The following is a 20,848-nucleotide window of genomic DNA, read 5'->3' on the forward strand; positions in this document are numbered from 1 at the left end:
GCAATGCCGGGCCTTTTTTTACGTGCCTATGTAGAGTCGAGCTTGCTGGACTGCATCTGCCGGGCGCAGCCGTGAAAAAGCCGAGCGTGGGCCCGGCGCAGCAGGAAGGCGTGCGCGCGGGGGGACCGCGCCGGCCGTCAGTTTTCGACGCGCAGTACCGCGCCCGGCTTCAGCACACTGCTGCCGCTCAGGCCGTTCAGCGACAGCAGGGCCTTGACCGGCATGCCGTAGCGGCGGGCGATGGTCCAGGCCGACTCGCCATCTCGCACGGTGTGGCGGCGGCTGCGCGGACGATCGGCAATCGCGGCGACGGTCCTGGCGACCTGCGGCGTTGGCGTGGCGGCGGCAGCCGGTGCGGCGCTGGCCACCAGTGCAGTGGCCGCTTCGGCGACAGTCGCATTGGCGGCCGAGACCGGTGCCAGCACGCGGGTAGTGCCTGACGAGGCGCGGCCACCGCCCGCCAGGGCAGGGTTCAGGCGGGTGATCCTGGCCGGGTCCAGGGCGCGCTGTGCGGCCCACTGCTGGACGCTGGTGCCAGCCGGCAGGGTGTGGTCCTTCAGCACCGGCACGGTGCGGTCGAGCGAGGCCATCACGCCGGGTTGGTCTTCCACGTCTTCCAGCACGCAGGCCAGGGCATGCAGCTTCTCGACGTAGGCATAGGTGACCGGCGATAGGCCGGGCAGCGCGGACGGCTTGGCGTTCTGTGCGTTCATGCCGGCCTTGCGCAGCGACTGCAGCACGCGGTACTCGCCGGCGTTGTAGGCCATGGTGGCCAAGCGCCAGTCGCCGCCGAACATGCCGTGCAGGGTCTTCAGGTAGCGCACTGCGGCCTGGGTCGAATCGACCGCCGACAGGCGGCCGTCGTAGCCGTTGGCCATGGGTACGCGATGGTTGCGCGCGGTGGTGGCGATGAACTGCCACAGGCCGGTCGGGCCGCTGCCGTTGCGGGCGTTGGGCCGATAGCCGCTTTCCACGAACGGAATCAGTGCGAATTCGGTAGGCAGGTTGGCCTTGCGCAGCTCTTCGACCACGTAGCCGAACAGCACCAGCGCATCGTCATCCTGGTTGGCCAGGCGCGACGGGGCGTGGGCGAACTGCTTCTGCCAGCGCGGGCTGGTGGCCTCTGCGTCGCAGGTGGGTTCGGCCAGGCCGTCGCGGAAGCTGGAGAAGATCTCCTGGCCATTGCGCACGGAGGCGGCCGGCAACGCGGCCGGATCCAGCGGCAGCGCCGCAGCAGCGGTCAGGTTCTGGCTGATGCCGGCGCCCAGCGACTGCGCGCCGGCGGTTCCGGCCAGCCCCAGGACCAGGCCCAGGGCCAGCGGCAGACTTCGGCGCATCATGCGCGGAAGCCGTCTTTCCAGTGCCGGAGGCCGGCCATGACGTCGACGTCGTCAACGACGTCGCGGCCCAGGTGCGCCGACACTGCCGCGCGGATCGGCGCAGTGTGCACACGCAGGAACGGATTGCAGTCCAATTCGTTGGCCAGGGTTACCGGCAGGGTGGAACGGTCATCGCGGCGCATGGCCAAAGCCTCCTCTTGGCGCTGCCACAGGGCAGCGTTGGCGGGGTCGACATGCCGCGCGAAGACGGCATTTGACACGGTGTACTCGTGGGCGCAACAAAGCAGCAGTTGCGCGGGCAAGGTACCCAGCTTGCGCATCGATGCCAGAAGCTGGGACGGCGTACCTTCGAACAGGCGCCCACAGCCCAGGCTGAACAACGAATCTCCGCTGAAAAGATGTTCAGCAGTGTGAAACGCGATGTGGCTGCGGGTATGCCCGGGCACGGATAGTACGTGGAACGTCCGGCCCAGTGCCTGAACGCGTTCACCTTCGCCGACCCGTTCGGTTGCCATGGGGATGCGCTCTTCGACGGGCGCGATGACCCGTACACGGGGAAAACGTGCCTGCAGCGCGGGCACGCCACCGATGTGGTCATCGTGATGATGGGTGAGCAGGATCGTGTCCACGCGCAGGCCCTGATCGGCCAGCGCCAGCACCGGCGCGGCATCGCCGGGATCGACGACCACGGCGGCGCCAGCGTCGTCGATCAACGTCCAGATGTAGTTGTCCGCAAATGCGGGCAGGGCAGTCAGTCGCATAGAATTGGACCATGCCCGCGCTGCAGAGCACCCGTCAAGCGAGCCAGACCCCGTGGTTCGACACTGAACCGGCGGACTCCTTGCGCGTGCTGGAACGGCAGTTGCTGCTGCCGCAGCTGTCTGTCCTGCCGACGCAGCCCTGGCTGTGGATCGCACCAAGTGCCGCCTGGCTGGACGATGCGCAGCTGGGCGGGCGCGGCCTGCGCCTGTTCCGTCAGGGACAGGGCTATGCCGGCGATACCCGCTGCGCGCTGCCGCTGCCGCTGGCCAACGAGAGCGTCAACGCGGTCGTGCTGCAGCACGTCACCACGGGCGATGCCGACCAGCTGCTGGACGAGTGCGAGCGCGTGCTGATGCCCGGTGGCCACCTGTGGCTGAGCAGCCTCAACCCGTTCAGCCCCTACCGCACGCACTGGCGCCAGCATGGCCTGGTGGTGCGCACGCCGCAGCGGATCCGCCTGCTGCTCGGCCGCCACGGGCTGGAGTGCGACGATATGCGTTACCTCGGCCCACTCTGGCGCGGCGCTGGCAGCCGTCGCCCGGGCGGTTGGGCGCCGCTGCGCGCGGCCTGCCTGTTCCATGCTGAAAAGCGCACGCTGGCCCTGCCCGGGCCGAAACCGTTGCCGGTGCGTTGGCACGGCACCGTTGTTACCTGATCTGGAGTTGTATTGAAAACCATCGAAATCCACACCGACGGTTCCTGCCTTGGCAATCCCGGCCCCGGTGGTTGGGCTGCGCTGCTGCGCTACAAGGGCCACGAGCGCGAACTGAGCGGTGGCGAAGCGCACACCACCAACAACCGGATGGAGCTGATGGCGGCCATCTCCGGGCTGGAGACGCTGACCGAGCCGTGCAACATCGTGCTCTACACCGATTCGCAGTATGTGCGGCAGGGCCTGACCCAGTGGCTACCCGGCTGGATCCGCAAGAACTGGAAGACCGCCGGCGGCGACCCGGTAAAGAACCGCGAGCTGTGGGAGCGCCTGCATGCGGCCACGCTTCGGCACCAGATCGACTGGCGCTGGGTGAAGGGCCACTCCGGTGACCCGGACAACGAGCGGGTGGATACGCTGGCGCGCAATGCGGCCATCCAGATCCGCGACGCCAGCCCGGTAAACTGAGCCCATGCGTCAGATCATCCTCGATACCGAAACCACCGGCCTGGAATGGAAGAAGGGCAACCGCATCGTCGAAATCGGCTGCGTGGAGCTGTTCAAGCGCCGCCCGACCGGCAACAACTACCACCAGTACATCAAGCCGGACTGCGAGTTCGAACAGGGCGCGCAGGAAGTCACCGGGCTGACCCTGGAGTTCCTGGCTGACAAGCCGGACTTCGCGCAGATCGCCGACGAGTTCCTGGCGTTCATCGATGGCGCCGAACTGATCATCCACAACGCGGCGTTCGACCTGGGCTTTCTTGACAACGAGCTGTCGCTGCTGGGCCCGCAGTACGGCAGGATCACCGACCGCTGCACGGTGATCGATACCCTGGTGATGGCGCGCGAGCGCTTTCCGGGCCAGCGCAATTCGCTGGATGCGCTGTGCAAGCGACTGGGCGTGGACAATTCGCACCGTGCGCTGCACGGCGGCCTGCTCGATGCGCAGATCCTGGGCGACGTCTACATCGCACTGACTTCAGGCCAGGAAGAGATCGGCTTCGGCCTGGGCGATGACGATGGGGGCGGCACCGGGGCGGCGCTGCAGGCCTTCGATACCAGCAAGCTGCTGCCGCGCCCGCGCGTGGTGGCGACGCCGTCGGAGCTGGAAGCGCATGCCGCGCGGCTGGAACGGCTGCGCAAGAAGGCCGGCCACGCGCTGTGGGATGGCCCGAAGGTGGAAGAAGCCGCCAGCGCGTAAACGATGGGATCCGGTATCCGGCGGATTCTCGCCGGGCATGGCCTGGCGCTACCGGATCACGCCATTCAGTGGCAGCGCACCAGGATCACGCTGATGTTGTCGCGGCCACCACCGTCGAGCGCGGCGGCGACCAGCGTGTCCACGCATTCCTGCGCGCTTGCATCTTCGAAGGCGAGGGTGCGGGCGATGCCGCGGTCGTCCACTTCCTCGGTCAGGCCATCACTGCACAGCAGTAGCTGCATGCCGGGGCGCAGCTCACCGCTGGTGGTGGCCACGTTGAGGTGTGCCGGATCGGTGACGCCCAGCGCCTGGGTGACCACGTTGCGATGCGGATGGGCGCGTGCCTGTTCGGCAGTCAGGTTGCCCTGAGCGACCAGTTCCTGCACCACGCTGTGATCCTGGCTGAGCTGTGCCAGCTGGCCGTCACGCCACAGGTAGGCACGGCTGTCGCCGACCCATGCCACTTCATAGCGATTGCCCTGCACGCGTGCGGCGACCACGGTGGTACCCATCGGCAGTGTGTCGTTGCGCCGCCGCGAGGCACGGATGATCTCTTCGTCGGCGGTACGGATGGCGTGGGCCAGCGGCGCGCCACCGCGGATCTCGCGCACGATGGTTTCACGCGCCAGCGCGCTGGCGACTTCGCCGCAGGCGTGGCCGCCCATGCCATCGGCCACCAGCCACAGGGCCAGCTCGCTGTCACCGTAGTAGGTGTCCTCGTTGAGCTCGCGGCGCAGGCCGGGGTGGGTGAGATGTCCGAATTCGATCATGGTGTGCAGGGGCGGGTATTGCTGGGGAGACAGGCATCATCGGGGGGCTGCAGGCATCCGGCAAGGCATGCACCCAGGAAATTTTCACTTCATTGACCGGGATGACTTGTCGTCGGCCTCACTTCCTCGTATGATGCGCGTCCCCGGTCCGCCGGGGACCACCCGGAGAGGTGGCAGAGTGGTTGAATGTACCTGACTCGAAATCAGGCAGGCGTTTATAGCGCCTCGGGGGTTCGAATCCCCCCCTCTCCGCCAGATAAAGAAAAAGGGCTGCCGAAAGGCAGCCCTTTTTCTTTATCTGGCGCGGGACGCGCCGCGCTCTGCGCGTCGCCCCACACGTTGCTGCGCAACCTGTGGGCCCCTCCCTTTGCCGGCCTCTCCCCGCCCCTGTCGGGGCAGCCCCTCAACAGAGGGGCTTGTTCCTCCAGATGCATCACGGGAGATCCGCGCGATGCGTGGATGCTGTTCCTGCTGGCAGGCTCATCCACGCATGGCGTGGAACTACCCGGCATATCCGTCCGGACGCTGCGGGTTACCATGTACGCATCACCTGCTGGAGCTTTCCCCATGACCGCTGAAATCCTCGTCCCCGTTTCTTTCGGCGAGCTGCTGGACAAGATCTCGATCCTGCAGATCAAGTCCGAGCGCATCAGCGACGAGGGCAAACTGGCCAATGTGCGCAGGGAGCTGTCGGCGCTTGAGCGGACCTGGATGGCACACCCGGCCGCGGTGAAGGACATCGCCAAGCTGCGTGCAGAGCTGAAGGCGGTCAATGAGCAGCTGTGGGAGATCGAGGACGACATCCGGCTGAAGGAAAAGCAACAGGCGTTCGACCAGGTTTTCATCGATCTGGCGCGCAGCGTCTACCTGCGCAACGACGAACGCGCGCGCATCAAGAAGGCGATCAACCTCGCGCTGGGTTCGGCGTACGTGGAAGAGAAGTCCTATCAGGATTACGCGCAGCGCGCGTAATCCCGGGCGGGCCGATGCAGCAGGTCCACGCCATGCGTGGACGGCGCCCGCCGCTTACCCCAGATGGTCGGCCACGTAGCGTTCGAAGGCGGCGATGCCGTCTTCGACGGTGATCAGTTCCATCACATCGTCGAACTCGATCTTCGTGCCCCACTTCAGATCGGTGGCCTGCTTGGCGAGGTACTTCCGCGCAGCGTCGTCGTAACGGTCCACGCAATAACGGCGGTCCGAGTACGGGCCACTGCGGTTTGGATTGCTGGCCGCATGCAGGCCCAGCACCTTGGTGCCCATCGCGTTGGCGATGTGCATCGGGCCCGAGTCAGGCGTCATCACCAGGTTGCCGCGGGCAAGCAGGGCAGGCAGCTGCTTGAGCGTGTCCTTGCCGACCAGGTCCAGTGCCGGTGTGATCAGTTGCGCCTGGATGGCGTCGGCCATGCTGCGCTCCAGTTCGCTGCGGCCACCGCACAGCACCACCTGCCAGCCGCGCTGGACGGCATGGTTGGCCACTGCGGCGTAGCGGTCGGCATACCAGTTGCGGCGCACGTGGCTGGAACAGGGCGAGATCATCAGCACCGGGCGGCCGTCGTCCTGCCACTGCGCGGCGGCCCACTCGAAGGCGGACGACGGCACGGCCAGGTCCCAGCTGACGCCGGTCTGGCGCAGGCCCAGCGGTTCGCAGAAGCTGCCGATGGCATCGAGCACATGGATGCCGGGACGGTCGGGGATGCGCTCGTTGATGAAGAGCCCATGCAGGTCCTTGGAGCGGCTGCGGTCGTAGCCGATGCGGCGCTCGGCCGGGATGAAGGCCGACAGCAGGTTGGCGCGGAACGCGACCTGCATCTGCAGCAGCGCTTCGAAGCGCCCCGGCGGCAGCTGCCTGCGCAGTTCCTTGACTCCGGCCATGCCGCTCTTCTTGTCATAGGCATGGAAGGTGACGCCGGGGAGGCCGTCGAGCAGCTTGTGGCCGACCTTGTCGATGATCCAGTGGATCGGCGTGTCCGGGCGCGCGGCCTGCAGGGTGCGCACCAGGGGCACCACGTGGGTGACATCGCCAAGTGCGGACAGGCGCAGGAGGCACAAGGAGGAGGACGCTGATGCCATGTGTTGTTAGACTCAATGAAATGGTCGCATTCGACGCCAATGAAGCGCTGACGCCATGCCGCGAGGGTCGCGGCATCGGGGCCATTCTGTTCGACCGCGAGCGGCTGCGGCAAGCCGAGATCGGCCTGTTCTCGCCCCAGCACTGGGGCAGCAGGGCCCGGCCGGTGGGCGAGGGTGGCCGCGGCAGTGCCTGGTTCGTCGATGCGCCGTTCGGTGCCAGCGTGCTGCGCCACTACCTGCGCGGCGGCATGGCGGCCCGTATCAGCCACGACCAGTACCTCTGGCGCGGCTCGGACCGGACCCGCAGCTTCGCCGAATTCCGCTTGATGCGGGCGCTGCGCGAGAAAAAGCTGCCGGTGCCACGGCCGATCGCCGCGTTCTACATGCGCGAGGGCCTGCGCTACCGGGCGGCGATCCTGATGGAGCGGATCGAGGGTGTACGCTCGCTGGCCGACCGCGCGCTGGTCGCCGGCCGTGGTGCCCCCTGGGAGGAGACCGGGCGCTTGATCGCCCGTTTCCACCGTGCCGGCCTGGACCATGCCGACCTCAACGCGCACAACATCCTGTTCGATGGCAGTGGCCATGGCTGGCTGATCGACTTCGACCGCGGCGTGATCCGCATCCCGGCGACCGCCTGGCGAGAGCGCAATCTCAAGCGCCTGCTGCGCTCGCTGATCAAGCTGCGCGGCGAGCGCAGCGTGGAAGATGTGCAGAAGGACTACGCGCGGCTGCGCCGCGCCTATGACATGGCCTGGAACCGGGGCACCTGATGGACTGGTCGTTGCGTTTCCTAGGCGTCGGCAATGCGTCGGCAGTCGAGCTGGGGTCGCCGATGTCGGTGATCGAGCGGGAGGGGCGTCCGTGGCTGACCATCGATTGCGGTGGCGAAGGCCTGACCGCGTTCAAGGCGCACTACGGGCACATGCCGCAGTCGCTGTTCGTCACCCACGTGCACCTGGACCATGTGGCCGGCTTCGAGCGCCTGTTCGTGGACACCTACTTCAATGCGCACCGACGCGGCAAGGTGCGCCTGTACGTGCCCGCCACGGTGGTGCCGCTGCTGCACAAGCGCATCGGGGATTACCCGAACGTGCTGGCCGAGGGCGGTGCGAACTTCTGGGATGCCTTCCAGTTGATCGTGGTCGGTGAGGCGTTCTGGCATGAGGGCGTGCGACTGGAAGTGTTCCCGGTGCGCCACCATTGGCCGGAGACCGCCTATGGCCTGCGCCTGCAGGGCGCGCTGACCTGGAGCGGCGATACCCGGCCGGTTCCGGAGATGCTGGCCCGCTTTGCCAACGACAACGAACTGATCGCTCACGACTGCGGCCTGCACGGCAATCCGTCGCATACCGGCGTGGACGATCTGGAGCGTGAGTACAGCGCCGAACTGCAGGCGCGGATGATGCTGTACCACTACGCCAGCGCAGCCGATGGTCTGGCACTGGCTGCGCGTGGGCACCGCGTGGCGCAGCCGGGGCAGTGCGTGCCGCTGGCGAGCCCGACCGCACCGCACGTGCTGGCGCAGGACCCGCCGTGAGCGGTACCGGCCAGCCCGCCGATGTGGCGCTGGCTGCCGAACTGGAGGCGCTGGAGCGTGCACTGCATGCGCCAAACGTGCGGGCCGGCCGTGAGCAACTGGCGGCATTGCTGGATGAGGATTTCAGCGAGATCGGCAGTTCCGGCCAGTGCTACGACCGTGCGGCCGCGTTGCAGGAGATCCCGTTGGAGCGTGCGCAGGTGCAGATCGAGTCCGATCAGTACGCGGTGCGGCTGTTGGCCGAGGGCCTGGCCCAGGTGCGCTACCGCAGCCGCCATCACCTCGATGGGCGGCCGCAACGCTGGGTGCTGCGCAGTTCGCTGTGGCGCCGGCACGGGGACGGATGGCGCATGGTGTTCCACCAAGGCACGCCCGAGGCAGGGTAGCGGCGGGCGTTGCCTGGTACGAACGGCTTAAGGGTCAGAGCCCTTTGCCGGGCAAAGGGATCTGACCCCAGTGCAGAAAAGGCGGTGGCCCCGCCGGCTGACCTCGGCGCCCGCGTCGATCGATACCGTTGCTGCCTTCCGGCCCTGGCGGGGTTTTCGACCTAGCGTCGCGAGGGGCCGACGGGGCCACCATAGAGACGTTGGCCGCCCGGTGGGCGGCCAGTTCACGGATCAGGGGAAGCAGCGCGCGATGCGCCGGAGACCACAGCCGGACCGCACATCGGCTGGCCGATGGCAGACGCGCATTCTAGCGCAGGCAGGTCCATCGGCGCCAGCTTCACGCGCTGAATCGGCTGTAACCCGTTCCCGGCGACGGCGACCGAAGGCCACCCCCGTTGCTAGAATGCCGGCCAGGAGGAACGACCTCCCCCACATCGGGAATCAAAGACCAGGACGGCCTGGCCCTACCAAGAGGAGGGCCGTCATGGCCTGGATCTATCTGTTGTTTGCCGGCCTGCTGGAAATCGTCTGGGCCGTGTCCATGAAACAGTCGGAAGGCTTCACCAAGCTCACCCCCACCGTGGTCACCCTCATCGGCATGATCGCCAGCTTCTGGTTGCTGGCGGTGGCCATGCGCAGCCTGCCGCTGGGAACCGCCTATACGATCTGGACCGGCATCGGCGCGGTCGGGGCATTCGTGGTTGGCATCGTGTTTCTCGGAGAGCAGGTCAGCGCGATGCGGATCGGTGCGGCGGTATTGATCGTCTCGGGCTTGGTGCTGATGAAACTCTCCAGCAGCTGAATCATTTACTTATGGTGGGGAAGGGAATCCCCGCCCGCCGCAGGTATATGCATTTCCGGCAAATCCATTTTGTCCGCCCGTTTTATTTGACGTGCGTCATGAAAATAACGAGCGTGATTCACATCGCACTGGCGCCGTCGGTCGCACAGTGCCGCCATTCGTCAGGCGAAATCGGGGAGTTTTCGCCTTGACGAGAACGTTGGCGCACCCGTCCTGGGTGCGATCGCGTGAAGATGTGAAGATTTTCAGTAGTTAATGCCGCCAGCCCTTGTTTCCGTGTCGGGAACCGGGATGGGTCGCATCGTCTTCAAAAAAACTGCCTGCAGTGCCATCCGGTCTTTTCAGGGAGATTTACCGATGAACCGCATTTACCGTCTGGTTTTCAATCGCGCTCTTGGCGTAATGCAGGTTGCTTCGGAGGTCGCCCAGAATCCTGGTGGAAGCGCGGTTTGCGTGAAGCGGCTGCCGCGATTGCGGGCGCACCAGCTGGCGCTGGCGTTGGCCACCACGCTGGCCAGTGGTTCGGCCTTTGCGGCGTGCACGACCCCGGGGCCGGTAATCAACTGCACCGGAACCACCAATAATTTTGCGGACGCCACCAACGGCGTCCAGGTGACCGTGGCAGCTGGCGCGAATGTAGGAAGTACCGCTGGCCTGGGTAATTCGATGACGCTGAGCGGCAACGGCATCCAGCTCACCAACAACGGCACGATCGGCACCAATGTCGGTCTCTTTGCTGCCTCCGGCGCGGTGCTTGGCAATGCCAGTGGCCAGGCGATCAGCGTTACCAACAGCGCGACCGGCACGCTTCAGGGTTTCATTGATATCGGCTCCCTGCTGGGCGCGAATGGCCGCGCGCTGTCCGTGCAGAATGGCGCAGGCGGTGTCACCACGATCAACAATGCCGGCACCGTCAACATGAATTTCCTGCTGGGCGGACTCGGCACGGCCGACGCGCCGGCCATCGTCAGCTACGGTGGCGCGCAGACGATTCTGAGCAACAGCGGCGGGATCACCGGACGGGTCGGATTGGCCGGCTCGACGCTGGGCAACTCAGTCAACAACAGTGGCACGATCACCGGCAGCGTCTATCTCGGTGATTCAGCGCAGGGGAATACGTTTACTGCGGTGTCCGGGTCCAATGTGGCAACCGGGGCCGGGGCCTCGGCGGGAATCGATGCACTGGGTGGTATTTCGGTTTCGCTTGCCGCCGCAGGCACGGTCAATGCCGGCGTGGGCGCCGGCGCCGCCAGCAACACGCTGGTGCTGCAGAACGTCGTCAGCGGTCCGGGGTCCGGTACCGGCGGTGCAGTGACCACGCTGGGCTGGAACCAGTACCTCAACTTCCAGAGGCTCACGGTCAACAGCGGTACGTGGAACCTGCAGGGCGCATGGAGCGGGACCGGGCCGACGACGCTCAACGATGGTCTGATCAACTTCAACAATGCCGCCTCCTTCGGCACAGGGCTGTTCACCGCCAACGGCGGTGCCATCGCCTCCTCCACGGCGGGTCTGAGCCTGGCCAACGCTTTCAGCCTCGGTGGCAATCTGTCCCTGTCTGGGACCAATGCGTTCGGACTCGGGGGTGTGCTTTCAGGGACTGGCAGCCTCACGGTCAACAACAGCGGCATCGTCACGCTCGGTAACGCAAACCTGTTCTCCGGGGGAGTCAATCTCAATGCCGGTGGACTGGTGCTGGGCAATGCGGGGGCGCTCGGCAGCGGTAATCTGACCGTCGGCGGCACGGCATCCCTGGATACCTCGGCCAACTTCAACCTGGGCAACAACCTCGTCATCAACGGGGGCGGAACACTCAACCTGCTGGGCAGCAATGGGCTCGGCCTGAATGGATCGATCTCCGGAGCAGGCAATCTGTTCAAGGCGGGTGTCGGCACATTGACCTTGAATGGTGCCAACACCCTTGCAGGCACGTTCTCCATTACCGGCGGCGCACTGGCACTGGGCGCCGCTGGCAGCCTCTCGTCGACAGGAGCGATCTCGCTGGGCGCAGGGACCAACCTTGATCTCTCGGTTGCAGCCAACCAGACCATCGGTTCGCTCGCCGGATCCGGTGCGCTCAACCTGGGCGCACGCACTCTCACCCTGGGTGGCCTGAACACCAGCACCACTTTCTCCGGCGCCATCAGCGGTGTCGGTGGCACGCTTGTCAAGGTCGGTACGGGCACCCAGACCCTGTCCGGTGCCAACGCCTTCACCGGCGGTGTTGCGCTCAACGGTGGTGGGCTGCTGCTGGGCAATGCCGGTGCGCTGGGAACGGGTGCGCTCAGTGTCGGCGGCAACGTCAGCCTTGATGGCAGCGCAGGAGCGCTGGCGCTCGACAACGCGGTCACCCTGGGGACGGGCAGCTTCCTCAACCTGCCTGGTACGCAGGCATTGACCTTCAATGGTGTGATCGGCGGTACCGGCAGCCTGGTCAAGAGCGGTCCGGCCACGCTTACGCTCAACAATGCCAATACCTTTGGCGGTGGCCTGTCACTCACCGCAGGCGGCCTGGTGCTTGGGAATGCCGGGGCGCTGGGAACCGGTGCACTCAACGTCGGTGGTCTGGCAACGCTCGATGCCAGCACGGCACTGAGCGTGAGCAATGGCATCAACCTGGGTGCCGGGGGCTCTCTCAGCGTGCTGGGCAGCAATGCGTTGACCCTGGGGGGCGTCATCAGCGGCACCGGCAGCCTGGTCAAGAACGGCGCTGCCACGCTGACGCTGGGCGGTGCCAACGCGTTCACCGGTGGATTGGCGATCAACGCGGGCAAGGTCGCGCTGGCCAGTGGCGGCAGCCTTGCAGCCACCGGTGCAGTGAATCTGGTCAATGCAGGGACGGAGCTGGACATCTCGCTCGGCGGCAACCAGACCATCGGCGCGTTGTCTGGCGCCGCAGGCAGCACGGTGGCGCTGGGTAGCAGCACGCTCACTCTTGGCAATGCCACCAACCAGACCTTCGCCGGCGCGATTGGCGGTACCGGTGGCCTGATCAAGCAGGGCACCGGCGTGCAGACGCTGGCCGGCGCCAATACCTTCAGTGGTGGCCTGAACCTGGCGGCGGGTGGCCTGCTGCTGGGTAACGACAGTGCGATCGGCAGCGGGGCGTTGACGGTCAGCGGCAATAGTTCGCTCGATGGCAGCGCAGCACTGAACCTGACCAACGCCATCAGTCTGGGGGCAGCACTGACGTTGCCGGGCAGCCAGAACCTCACCTTGGGCGGCAACATCACCGGCACCGGCAGCCTGACCAAGAACGGTGCCTCGCTGCTGACCTTGAACGGCACCAATGCCTTCAGCGGTGGCCTGAACCTCAATGCCGGCAGCCTGCTGCTGGGCAACAGCGGTGCTCTCGGCACGGGCGCGTTGAGCGTGGGCGGCAATGCATCACTCGATGGCAGCACGGCCCTGAACCTGACCAACAATGTGGCGCTTGGGGCGGGTGCACTGCTGTCGTTGCCAGGCACGCAGGCGGTCACGCTTGGTGGCGTCGTTTCCGGCGCCGGTGGTCTGATCAAGAACGGTGCCACCACCCTTACGCTCAATGGCGCCAATACCTTCGGTGGCGGTCTGGTGCTCAACGGCGGCGGCCTGATGCTGGGCAATGCCGGCGCACTGGGAACCGGACTGCTTGCCGTCGGTGCAAACGCGACCCTGGACAGCTCGGTGGCATTGAGCCTGGGCAACGCCATCGATCTCGACGCCGGCGCGCAGCTGAGTCTGGCCAGCAACGAGGACGTTGCTCTAGGCGGTCTGGTCACCGGCACGGGTGGCCTGATCAAGACCGGTACCGGTGTGCTGTCGTTGAACAACAACAATGCCTTCAGCGGTGGCCTTGCGTTGAACGCGGGCAGCGTATCGGTGGGCGCCAACGGTGCGCTTGGCACCGGGGCACTGAACATCGGCGGCAATGTTTCCCTGGACGCGAGCGCCCCGGTTTCGCTGACCAATGCGGTGAACCTGGGCGCCAATACGCTGACCCTGCCGGGCAGCAACAACCTGACCCTGACCGGGGTGGTGGGGGGAACCGGTGGCCTGATCAAGAACGGCGCCTCGACGCTGACGCTGTCCGGTGCCAATACCTTCCTGGGCGGCGCCACGGTCAATGCCGGCACGCTTGCGCTGGGTGCGGGTGGCAGTCTCGCCGCGGGTGGGGCAGTAAATCTTGCCGGTGCAGGTGCGACGCTGGATGTCGGCGCAGCGGGTGCCGGCCAGACCATCGGTGCGTTGAACGGCGTGGCAGGCAGCCAGGTGGCGCTGGGTACGCAGTCACTCACCTTTGGCGGCGCCAGCAATGGCAGCTTTGCCGGCGCCGTTGATGGCAGTGGTGGATTGATCAAAGTCGGCGCTGGCGTGCAGACGTTGTCCGGCGCCAATACCTTCAGTGGTGGACTGGCGCTCAATGCGGGCGGGTTGGTGCTGGGCAATGCGGGCGCGCTTGGCACAGGAGCGCTGGGGATTGGCGGCAACGTCAGTCTGGACGGAACGGTGCCCCTGAACCTGGCCAACGCGGTGAACTTTGGTGCCGGAACCCAGCTGACGCTGGGCGGCACCAGTGACCTTACCCTTGCGGGTGTGGTGGCTGGCAACGGAAGCCTGATCAAGAATGGTGCGGGCCTGCTGACCCTCAACAACACCAATACCTTCGGCGGCGGCCTGGCCTTGAACGGCGGTGGCCTGGTGGTCGGCGCGAATGGTGCGCTCGGTACCGGCGCGCTTGCGGTGAATGCCAGCACCACGCTGGATGCGGGCGCGGCAGTGACGCTCGGCAATGCAGTCACGCTGGGCTCGGGCGTTGCACTGACGTTGCCGGGCAGCAATGCGCTGACGCTGTCGGGCGTGGTCGGTGGCAATGGCAGTCTGATCAAGAACGGCGCTACCACGCTGACGCTGTCCGGTGCCAATACCTACACCGGCGGTACCACCATCACTGCCGGCACGCTGGCGCTGGGCACGGGCGGCAGCCTGGCCGCGGCGGGTGACGTCACGTTGGGCGCGGGCGCTGGCTTCGATATCTCCGGTGCCGGCAGCAGCCAGACCATCGGCGCACTCAATGGTGCGGGCGGAAGCACGCTGTCGCTGGGCGGAAATTCATTGACGTTCGGAACCGCCAGCAACGCCGCGTTCGACGGCGTGATCAGTGGCGGCGGCGGCCTGGTGAAAGTGGGCGCAGGCGTGCAGGCGTTGTCCGGGGCCAACACGTTTGGCGGCGGCGTGACGCTCAACGCAGGCGGGCTGGTGCTCGGCAATGACGCGGCGCTGGGTGCGGGGGCGCTGACTGTCGGTGGTGCTGCCACGCTGGATACCACCGGCCTGGCAACGCTGGCCAACAACCTTGCCCTCAATGCCGGGCTGACCGTGCTCGGCAGCAACGCACTGACACTCAACGGCATACTTTCCGGGGCTGGCAGCCTGACCAAGAATGGCGGCGCAACGCTGACCTTGAACGGCGTCAACACTTATACCGGTGGTACCAACATCAACGCCGGCACGCTGGCGCTGGGCGCCGGTGCCAGCCTGGCGGCGAGCGGTACCGTGAACCTCGCCACCGGCGCCACGCTGGATCTGTCCGCGGGCAGCGGTACGCAGACCTTCGGCACCCTGGTCGGCAACGGTACGGTCAACCTGGGGGCCAACTCGATCGAGGTCGGTGGTGCCACCAACGGCACGTTCAGTGGCTCGATCGCTGGCACGGGTGGCCTGACCAAGGTGGGTTCGGGCATTGAAACGCTGACCGGCACCAATACCTATACCGGCGGCACCTTCATCAACGCCGGCACGCTGGCGATTGGTCCGGGCGGCAGCCTGGCCGCTACCGGTGCGGTCACCCTGGCCGCTGCGGGTACCGGCTTTGATATCTCCACCGCAGGTGCCAACCAGACCATCGGCTCACTGTCTGGTGTGGCCGGTTCAACGGTGAGCCTGGGTGCACGGACGCTGATCCTCGGTGGCGTTGGCAACAGTACCTTCGACGGCGCGATTTCCGGTACCGGTGGCCTGGTCAAGAACGGTGCTGGCGCACTGACGCTGGGCGGCGCCAACCTGTTCAGTGGCGGCCTGGCGCTCAATGGCGGCGGCCTGGTGATCGGCAACAGCGCGGCGCTCGGCAGCGGGGCGTTGACGGTCGGAAGCAACGCGACGCTGGATGCATCGACAGGCGTCAACCTGGCCAACAACATCGGGCTTGCAGCGGGCGCCAACCTCGATCTGCTCGGCAGCCAGGCGCTGACGCTGGGTGGTGTGATTTCCGGTACCGGCGGCCTGATCAAGAACGGTGCGGCCACCGTGACGCTGACCGGTGCGAACTCCTACACCGGTGGCACCACCATCAACAGTGGCACGCTGGCGATCGGCGCCGGTGGCAGCCTGGCGTCGACCGGTGCGGTGGACCTGGCCGGTACCGGTACCCTCGACATCTCGGCGGGCAACCAGAGCATCGGTTCACTTGCCGGTGTGGCCGACGGCACGGTGGCACTGGGCGGCAGCACGCTGACCCTGGGTGGCACGGGAGACAGCACGTTCAACGGTGCGATCACCGGCAATGGTGGCCTGATCAAGAACGGAGCAGGCGTGCAGACCCTCAACGGCGCCAGCACCTTCAGTGGTGGTGTAGCGCTCAATGCAGGCGGCCTGGTAGCCGGCAACAATGCAGCTCTGGGTACCGGGGCGGTCACGGTGGGGGGCAATGCCACGCTCGATTCGAACTCTGCGGTGACGCTGGCCAACAACTTCGTCCTCAACGCCGGGCTGACCGTGCTCGGCAGCAACAACCTCACCCTCAACGGCAGCCTGAGTGGCACCGGATCGCTGACCAAGGAGGGCGCGGCGACGCTGACCTTGAACGGTATCAATACCTATACCGGTGGTACCTTCATCAATGCCGGTACGCTGGCATTGGGCGCTGGCGCAAGCCTGCATGCCAGTGGCATCGTCAACCTGGCCAGTGGTGCGACCTTCGATCTGTCGGCGGGCAGCGGCACGCAGCAGTTCGGTACCCTGATCGGCAACGGCACAGTGAACCTGGGCGGCAACACCTTGACCATTGGTGGCCCCGCCAATGGCACGTTCAGTGGCTCGGTGGGGGGGACCGGCGGGCTGGTCAAGGAAGGCACCGGCACCCAGACCCTGACCGGTACCAATACCTTTACCGGTGGTACCACCATCAATGCGGGCACGCTGGCGATTGGCGCCGGAGGAAGCCTGGCATCGACTGGCGCGGTGACATTGGCCAACGCTGGAACGGCGTTCGATATTTCTGCCGGTGGTGCGCAGAGCATCGGGTCACTGGCCGGTGTTGCCGGCAGCACGGTCGCGCTCGGTGGCAGCACGCTGACACTCAACGGCGTAGGGAACACGACCTTCGCTGGTGACATTACGGGTACCGGTGGGCTGGTGAAGAATGGCGCGGGTGTGCAGACCCTGACCGGCACGAATACATTCAGTGGCGGTGTGGCGCTCAATGGCGGTGGCCTGACACTGGGCAATGGTGGTGCGCTGGGTACCGGTACGCTGACGGTGGGCGGCAATGCCACGCTGGATGGCACCGCCGCATTGACCGTGGGCAACAACGTGCAACTGGGCAGCGGCACGCTGACCCTGGCGGGCAGCAACGCGCTCACGTTGAATGGTGCGATCAGTGGTGCGGGTGGTCTGCTCAAGGATGGCGCAGCGACCGTCACTCTTGGCGGTACCAGCAGCTATGGCGGTGACACCACGATCAACAGCGGCACGATGGCGGTGGCGGCCGGTGGCAGCCTGTCCGGTGCCAGCACGGTGAACCTGGCCGGCGCCGGCACGTTGGACATCAGTGCCGGTGGCAGCCAGAGCATCGGTGGCCTGGCTGGCGTGACCGGATCCAGCGTGGTGCTGGGCGGTGCAACCCTGACCACCGGCGGCAACAACGCCACCACCACCTTCGGCGGCGTGCTCAGTGGCACCGGCGGCCTGGTGCAGAGTGGCAGCGGCACGCTGACCCTGAGCGGCGCCAACGTCTATACCGGCGGCACTACCATCAATGGTGGCAGCACGCTGCAGATCGGCAACGGTGGCAGTACCGGCTCGGTGCTGGGCGACATCACCAACAACGGCAACCTGGTCTACAACCTGGGCACGACGGCAACCGTGGGCGCGGTGGTCAGTGGCAGCGGCGGCCTGACCCAGGCCGGCAGCGGCACGCTGGTGCTGACCGGCAACAACACCTACACCGGTGGCACCACCATCAATGCCGGCGGCACGTTGCAGGTGGGCAACGGGGGTGCGACCGGTGCGATCGTTGGCGACATCATCAACAACGGCGCGCTGGTGTCGAACGTGGCCGGCAACACCACGCTGGGCGGCACCATCAGCGGCAGCGGTGGCCTGACCCAGGCCGGCAGCGGCACGTTGACCCTGACTGGCAACAACACCTATACCGGCGGCACCACCATCAATGCCGGAGGCACGCTGCAGGTCGGCAATGGTGGAGCGACCGGCGCGATCACCGGCAATGTCGCCAACAACGGCAGCCTGGTCTTCGACGTCGCGGGCAACACTACCGTCGGTGGCGCGATCAGTGGCATTGGCGGCCTGACGCAGGCCGGCAGTGGTGTGTTGACCCTGGTCGGCAACAACAGCTACAGCGGCGGTACCACCATCAATGCCGGCGGCACGCTGCAGGTGGGCAATGGCGGTACAACCGGCGCCATCGCCGGCGACATCACCAACAACGGTGCGTTGATTTCCAACGTGGCCGGCAACACCGCGCTGGGCGGCACGATCAGCGGCAGTGGCGGCCTGACCCAGGCCGGCAGCGGTACGCTGCTGCTGACCGGCACCAACACCTACACCGGCGGTACCACCATCAACGCCGGCGGCACGCTGCAGCTGGGCAACGGTGGTGCGAGCGGCTCGATCGTCGGCGACGTCATCAACAATGGCACGCTGGTGTCCAACGTGGCGGGCAACACCACGCTGGGCGGCACCATCAGCGGCAGCGGCGGCCTGACCCAGGCCGGCAGTGGCACACTGACCGTGACCGGCAACAACACCTATACCGGCCCGACCACCATCTACGCTGGTGGCACCCTGCAGGTCGGCAATGGCGGTGCCACCGGCGCGATCGGCGGCACTGTGACCAACAACGGCAGCCTGGTATTCAACGTGGGGGGCAGCACCACCGTCGGCGGCGCCATCAGTGGCAGCGGCGGCCTGACCCAGGCCGGCAGCGGTACGCTGATCCTGGGTGGCAACAACACCTACACCGGCGGTACCACCATCAACGCCGGTGGCACGCTGCAGGTCGGCAATGGTGGCGCGAGCGGTGCGATCACCGGCAACGTCAGCAACAACGGCAGCCTGGTGTTCAACGTGGGGGGCAACACCACGGTGGGTGGCACCATCAGCGGCAGCGGCGGCCTGACCCAGGCCGGTACCGGCACGGTGACCCTGACCGGCAACAATACCTACACCGGTGGCACCACCATCAATGCCGGCGGCACCGTGCAGGTCGGCAACGGCGGGGCCAGCGGCGCGATCACCGGCAACATCACCAACAACGGTGGCCTGGTGATCAACACCGGCGGCACCACCACGCTCGGCGGCAGCATCACCGGCGGCGGCAGCATCGTGCAGGCCGGCCCGGGTGGCCTGAATCTCGGCGGCAACAGTGGTGGTTTCAGCGGCACCGGCCAGGTCACCGGCGGTGGCCTGAATGTCACCGGCACCATCGGCGGCCAGTGGACCATCGGCAGCGGCACGACCCTGTCCGGCACCGGTACCATCGGCGGCACCGGCGGCGGCGTGACGGTGTCCAGTGGTGGCGTGCTGTCGCCGGGCAATGGCCCGGGCAGCGGCAGCGGCGCAGGCAATGGCACCGGCACGATCACGGTGGGTGGCAACCTGACCCTGTCGCCGGGCAGCACGCTGGGTATCGATCTCGGTGCCAGCGGCAGCGACACGGTGCAGGTGGGCGGCAGCGCCAACGTGGGCGGAAGCACGGTGCAGGTGAACACCATTTCGCCGAGCACCAGCTACCAGCAGGGCCAGCAGTACACCGTGGTCAATGCGGGCGGTGGGGTGAACGGGCAGTTCGCGGAAGGAAGATCCACCTCGGCGTTCCTCTCCGTCACTCCGGTCTACACCGCCAACACCGCCAACCTGCAGATCGACGTGGCGCAGACGGCGGCGTTCACTACCGTGGCCAACACGCGCAACCAGTACAACACCGCCGCGGCGCTGGACAGCCTGCCGCAGAGTGGCGCGGCGCTGGGCCTGTACAACACGGTGCTGATGTATGACGCCGGCACTGCGCGCAGCGCATTCGACCAGCTCTCCGGTGAAGTGCACGCGGCCAGCCGCGCGGTGCTGCTGTACGACAACTACCTGGAAGAGGGCATCCGCCAGCGCCTGGGCAGTGAGCTGCCGACCGTGCGTGGCGAGCGCGCCTCGGCCTGGCTGGCCGGCAGTGGCAAGGTGTTCAAGCAGGATGGCGATGGCAACGGTGATGAGATCCGCTCCAACCGCAATGCGCTGATGGCGGGCGTGGACTGGCAGCTGGGTGAACATGTGGTGCTGGGTGCGGCGGCCGGCAACGAGCGGCTGGATACGCGCCTGTACGATCGCAGTTCGCGCGCCCGCCTGCGTGGCAACACGTTCGGCCTGTATGCACAGGGACAGTGGAACAACGGCTTTGCGGTCGGTGGCAGCGTGTCGCGCGGTGACTACCGCACGCGCACCACGCGTGAAGTGCCGCTGCTGGGCCAGACCCTGTACAGCCGCCAGGATTCGGACGTGACCATCGCCCAGGTCGAAGGCAGCTGGACCTGGACCCATGGCAGGACCCAGCTGCAGCCGTACGTGCAGTTCACCAAGCACTGGGTTGACAGTGATCGCGCGGTGGAGCAGGGCGGCAGTGCCGCACTGGTGCTGGAAGGCGGCAAGGACACGCTCAACGTCAGCACGGTGGGCGTGCGGGGCCGCTGGGACGTGGGCAGCGGCGAGCGCTTCCCGGCGCAGCTGACCGTCGGCCTGGGCTGGCAGCATGCGTCGGGTGACACCGATGTGGCCAGCCGCAACCGCTTCGCGGTCGGTGGTGATGCCTTCGATGTCTACAGTGCGGTGATGGCGCGCAATGCGCTGGTCAGCCAGCTCGGTGTGGCGGTCGGCCTTGGCCGCAACAGCCAGCTGTCGATGTTCGTGCAGGGCCAGCACGGTGATGGCCGCCGCGATGTCGGCGGGCAGATCAACCTGCGGGTAGGCTTCTAAGGGGAGCGGGCCAGCGGTGGATCCACGCGCTGCGTGGATCTACCGGTGCGGCGGGAGTGAGTGCTGATCCATGGCGCCGCT

The 20,848-nt window shown here is 66.7% G+C and carries 13 protein-coding genes, 1 tRNA gene and 1 other RNA gene; 10 read left to right on the forward strand and 5 right to left on the reverse strand.

All coding sequences use genetic code 11. From position 1 onward, the window contains the following. Positions 1 to 137: 137 nt before the first annotated feature. Together ACYKG1_RS04620 and gloB are read right to left on the reverse strand one after the other, a co-directional pair. Positions 138 to 1,340, reverse strand: a complete 1,203-nt coding sequence (locus ACYKG1_RS04620; protein ID WP_478471935.1) for a lytic transglycosylase domain-containing protein — start codon at positions 1,338 to 1,340, stop codon at positions 138 to 140. Then, a complete protein-coding gene (gene gloB / locus ACYKG1_RS04625; protein WP_100471440.1) occupies positions 1,337 to 2,101 on the reverse strand; it encodes a hydroxyacylglutathione hydrolase in 765 nt (254 codons plus the stop codon). The genes ACYKG1_RS04620 and gloB overlap by 4 nt, the downstream gene beginning before the upstream one ends. Positions 2,102 to 2,112: 11 nt before the next feature. Here gloB and ACYKG1_RS04630 point away from each other — a divergent pair, with 11 nt between their 5' ends. The 3 genes from ACYKG1_RS04630 to dnaQ are packed head-to-tail and all read left to right on the forward strand — an operon-like array spanning position 2,113 to position 3,958. Continuing rightward, complete coding sequence (locus ACYKG1_RS04630) at positions 2,113 to 2,757, forward strand: class I SAM-dependent methyltransferase (RefSeq protein ID WP_262083171.1); 645 nt, start codon at positions 2,113 to 2,115, stop codon at positions 2,755 to 2,757. A gap of 12 nt (positions 2,758 to 2,769) precedes the next feature. Further along, entirely contained in the window at positions 2,770 to 3,222 is a 453-nt protein-coding gene (rnhA, locus tag ACYKG1_RS04635) for a ribonuclease HI (RefSeq protein WP_014646157.1), read from the forward strand. A 4-nt stretch (positions 3,223 to 3,226) separates the two neighbouring features. Next, entirely contained in the window at positions 3,227 to 3,958 is a 732-nt protein-coding gene (dnaQ, locus tag ACYKG1_RS04640) for a DNA polymerase III subunit epsilon (protein ID WP_100471442.1), read from the forward strand. Between the two features lie 65 nt (positions 3,959 to 4,023). Here the strand turns inward: dnaQ and ACYKG1_RS04645 are convergent, their stop codons facing one another. Beyond that, complete coding sequence (locus ACYKG1_RS04645; protein WP_100471443.1) at positions 4,024 to 4,728, reverse strand: PP2C family protein-serine/threonine phosphatase; 705 nt, start codon at positions 4,726 to 4,728, stop codon at positions 4,024 to 4,026. A 164-nt stretch (positions 4,729 to 4,892) separates the two neighbouring features. Between ACYKG1_RS04645 and ACYKG1_RS04650 the strand changes: the two genes are divergently transcribed. Beyond that, positions 4,893 to 4,983: transfer RNA gene (locus tag ACYKG1_RS04650), tRNA-Ser, on the forward strand. A 312-nt stretch (positions 4,984 to 5,295) separates the two neighbouring features. Then, positions 5,296 to 5,700 (forward strand): DUF6165 family protein, encoded by a 405-nt coding sequence (locus tag ACYKG1_RS04655; RefSeq protein WP_262226477.1) that lies wholly within the window; start codon positions 5,296 to 5,298, stop codon positions 5,698 to 5,700. Positions 5,701 to 5,754: 54 nt separating this feature from the next. Here the strand turns inward: ACYKG1_RS04655 and ACYKG1_RS04660 are convergent, their stop codons facing one another. Beyond that, a complete protein-coding gene (locus ACYKG1_RS04660; RefSeq protein WP_478471937.1) occupies positions 5,755 to 6,801 on the reverse strand; it encodes a glycosyltransferase family 9 protein in 1,047 nt (348 codons plus the stop codon). A 20-nt stretch (positions 6,802 to 6,821) separates the two neighbouring features. Between ACYKG1_RS04660 and ACYKG1_RS04665 the strand changes: the two genes are divergently transcribed. Genes ACYKG1_RS04665 through ACYKG1_RS04675 form a run of 3 tightly spaced genes read left to right on the forward strand, consistent with a single transcriptional unit; the run spans position 6,822 to position 8,724 of the window. Next, positions 6,822 to 7,571: a 3-deoxy-D-manno-octulosonic acid kinase gene (locus tag ACYKG1_RS04665; RefSeq protein WP_032958195.1), complete on the forward strand. Its 750-nt coding sequence runs from the start codon at positions 6,822 to 6,824 to the stop codon at positions 7,569 to 7,571. Further along, positions 7,571 to 8,338, forward strand: a complete 768-nt coding sequence (locus ACYKG1_RS04670) for an MBL fold metallo-hydrolase (RefSeq protein ID WP_100471446.1) — start codon at positions 7,571 to 7,573, stop codon at positions 8,336 to 8,338. Before ACYKG1_RS04665 ends, ACYKG1_RS04670 begins: the two co-directional genes overlap by 1 nt. Continuing rightward, the gene (locus ACYKG1_RS04675) at positions 8,335 to 8,724 is read left to right on the forward strand and encodes a nuclear transport factor 2 family protein (protein ID WP_100471447.1); all 390 of its coding nucleotides are present in this window, start codon (positions 8,335 to 8,337) and stop codon (positions 8,722 to 8,724) included. Before ACYKG1_RS04670 ends, ACYKG1_RS04675 begins: the two co-directional genes overlap by 4 nt. Before the next feature lie 87 nt (positions 8,725 to 8,811). On the opposite strand, the gene ffs is transcribed toward ACYKG1_RS04675, so the two are convergent. Continuing rightward, an RNA gene (ffs, locus tag ACYKG1_RS04680) (signal recognition particle sRNA small type) lies at positions 8,812 to 8,908 on the reverse strand. Positions 8,909 to 9,208: 300 nt separating this feature from the next. On the opposite strand from ffs, the gene ACYKG1_RS04685 reads away from it, so the two are divergent. Together ACYKG1_RS04685 and ACYKG1_RS04690 are read left to right on the forward strand one after the other, a co-directional pair. Continuing rightward, on the forward strand, positions 9,209 to 9,526 hold the full coding sequence (locus ACYKG1_RS04685; RefSeq protein ID WP_100471448.1) for a DMT family transporter: 318 nt from the start codon (positions 9,209 to 9,211) through the stop codon (positions 9,524 to 9,526). Between the two features lie 357 nt (positions 9,527 to 9,883). Further along, on the forward strand, positions 9,884 to 20,767 hold the full coding sequence (locus ACYKG1_RS04690) for an autotransporter-associated beta strand repeat-containing protein (protein WP_478471939.1): 10,884 nt from the start codon (positions 9,884 to 9,886) through the stop codon (positions 20,765 to 20,767). Positions 20,768 to 20,848: the final 81 nt, after the last annotated feature.

This window comes from Stenotrophomonas sp. 85239_Sma, assembly GCF_056481725.1.

Bases quoted from the DNA above. Each gene is read 5' to 3' on its own strand.
- ACYKG1_RS04645 (WP_100471443.1), bottom strand. From the start codon at position 4,728: ATGATCGAATTCGGACATCTCACCCACCCCGGCCTGCGCCGCGAGCTC.
- gloB (WP_100471440.1), bottom strand. From the start codon at position 2,101: ATGCGACTGACTGCCCTGCCCGCATTTGCGGACAACTACATCTGGACG.
- ACYKG1_RS04660 (WP_478471937.1), bottom strand. From the start codon at position 6,801: ATGGCATCAGCGTCCTCCTCCTTGTGCCTCCTGCGCCTGTCCGCACTT.
- ACYKG1_RS04670 (WP_100471446.1), top strand. From the start codon at position 7,571: ATGGACTGGTCGTTGCGTTTCCTAGGCGTCGGCAATGCGTCGGCAGTC.
- ACYKG1_RS04665 (WP_032958195.1), top strand. From the start codon at position 6,822: ATGGTCGCATTCGACGCCAATGAAGCGCTGACGCCATGCCGCGAGGGT.
- ACYKG1_RS04630 (WP_262083171.1), top strand. From the start codon at position 2,113: ATGCCCGCGCTGCAGAGCACCCGTCAAGCGAGCCAGACCCCGTGGTTC.
- dnaQ (WP_100471442.1), top strand. From the start codon at position 3,227: ATGCGTCAGATCATCCTCGATACCGAAACCACCGGCCTGGAATGGAAG.
- ACYKG1_RS04655 (WP_262226477.1), top strand. From the start codon at position 5,296: ATGACCGCTGAAATCCTCGTCCCCGTTTCTTTCGGCGAGCTGCTGGAC.
- ACYKG1_RS04690 (WP_478471939.1), top strand. From the start codon at position 9,884: ATGAACCGCATTTACCGTCTGGTTTTCAATCGCGCTCTTGGCGTAATG.
- ACYKG1_RS04685 (WP_100471448.1), top strand. From the start codon at position 9,209: ATGGCCTGGATCTATCTGTTGTTTGCCGGCCTGCTGGAAATCGTCTGG.
- ACYKG1_RS04620 (WP_478471935.1), bottom strand. From the start codon at position 1,340: ATGATGCGCCGAAGTCTGCCGCTGGCCCTGGGCCTGGTCCTGGGGCTG.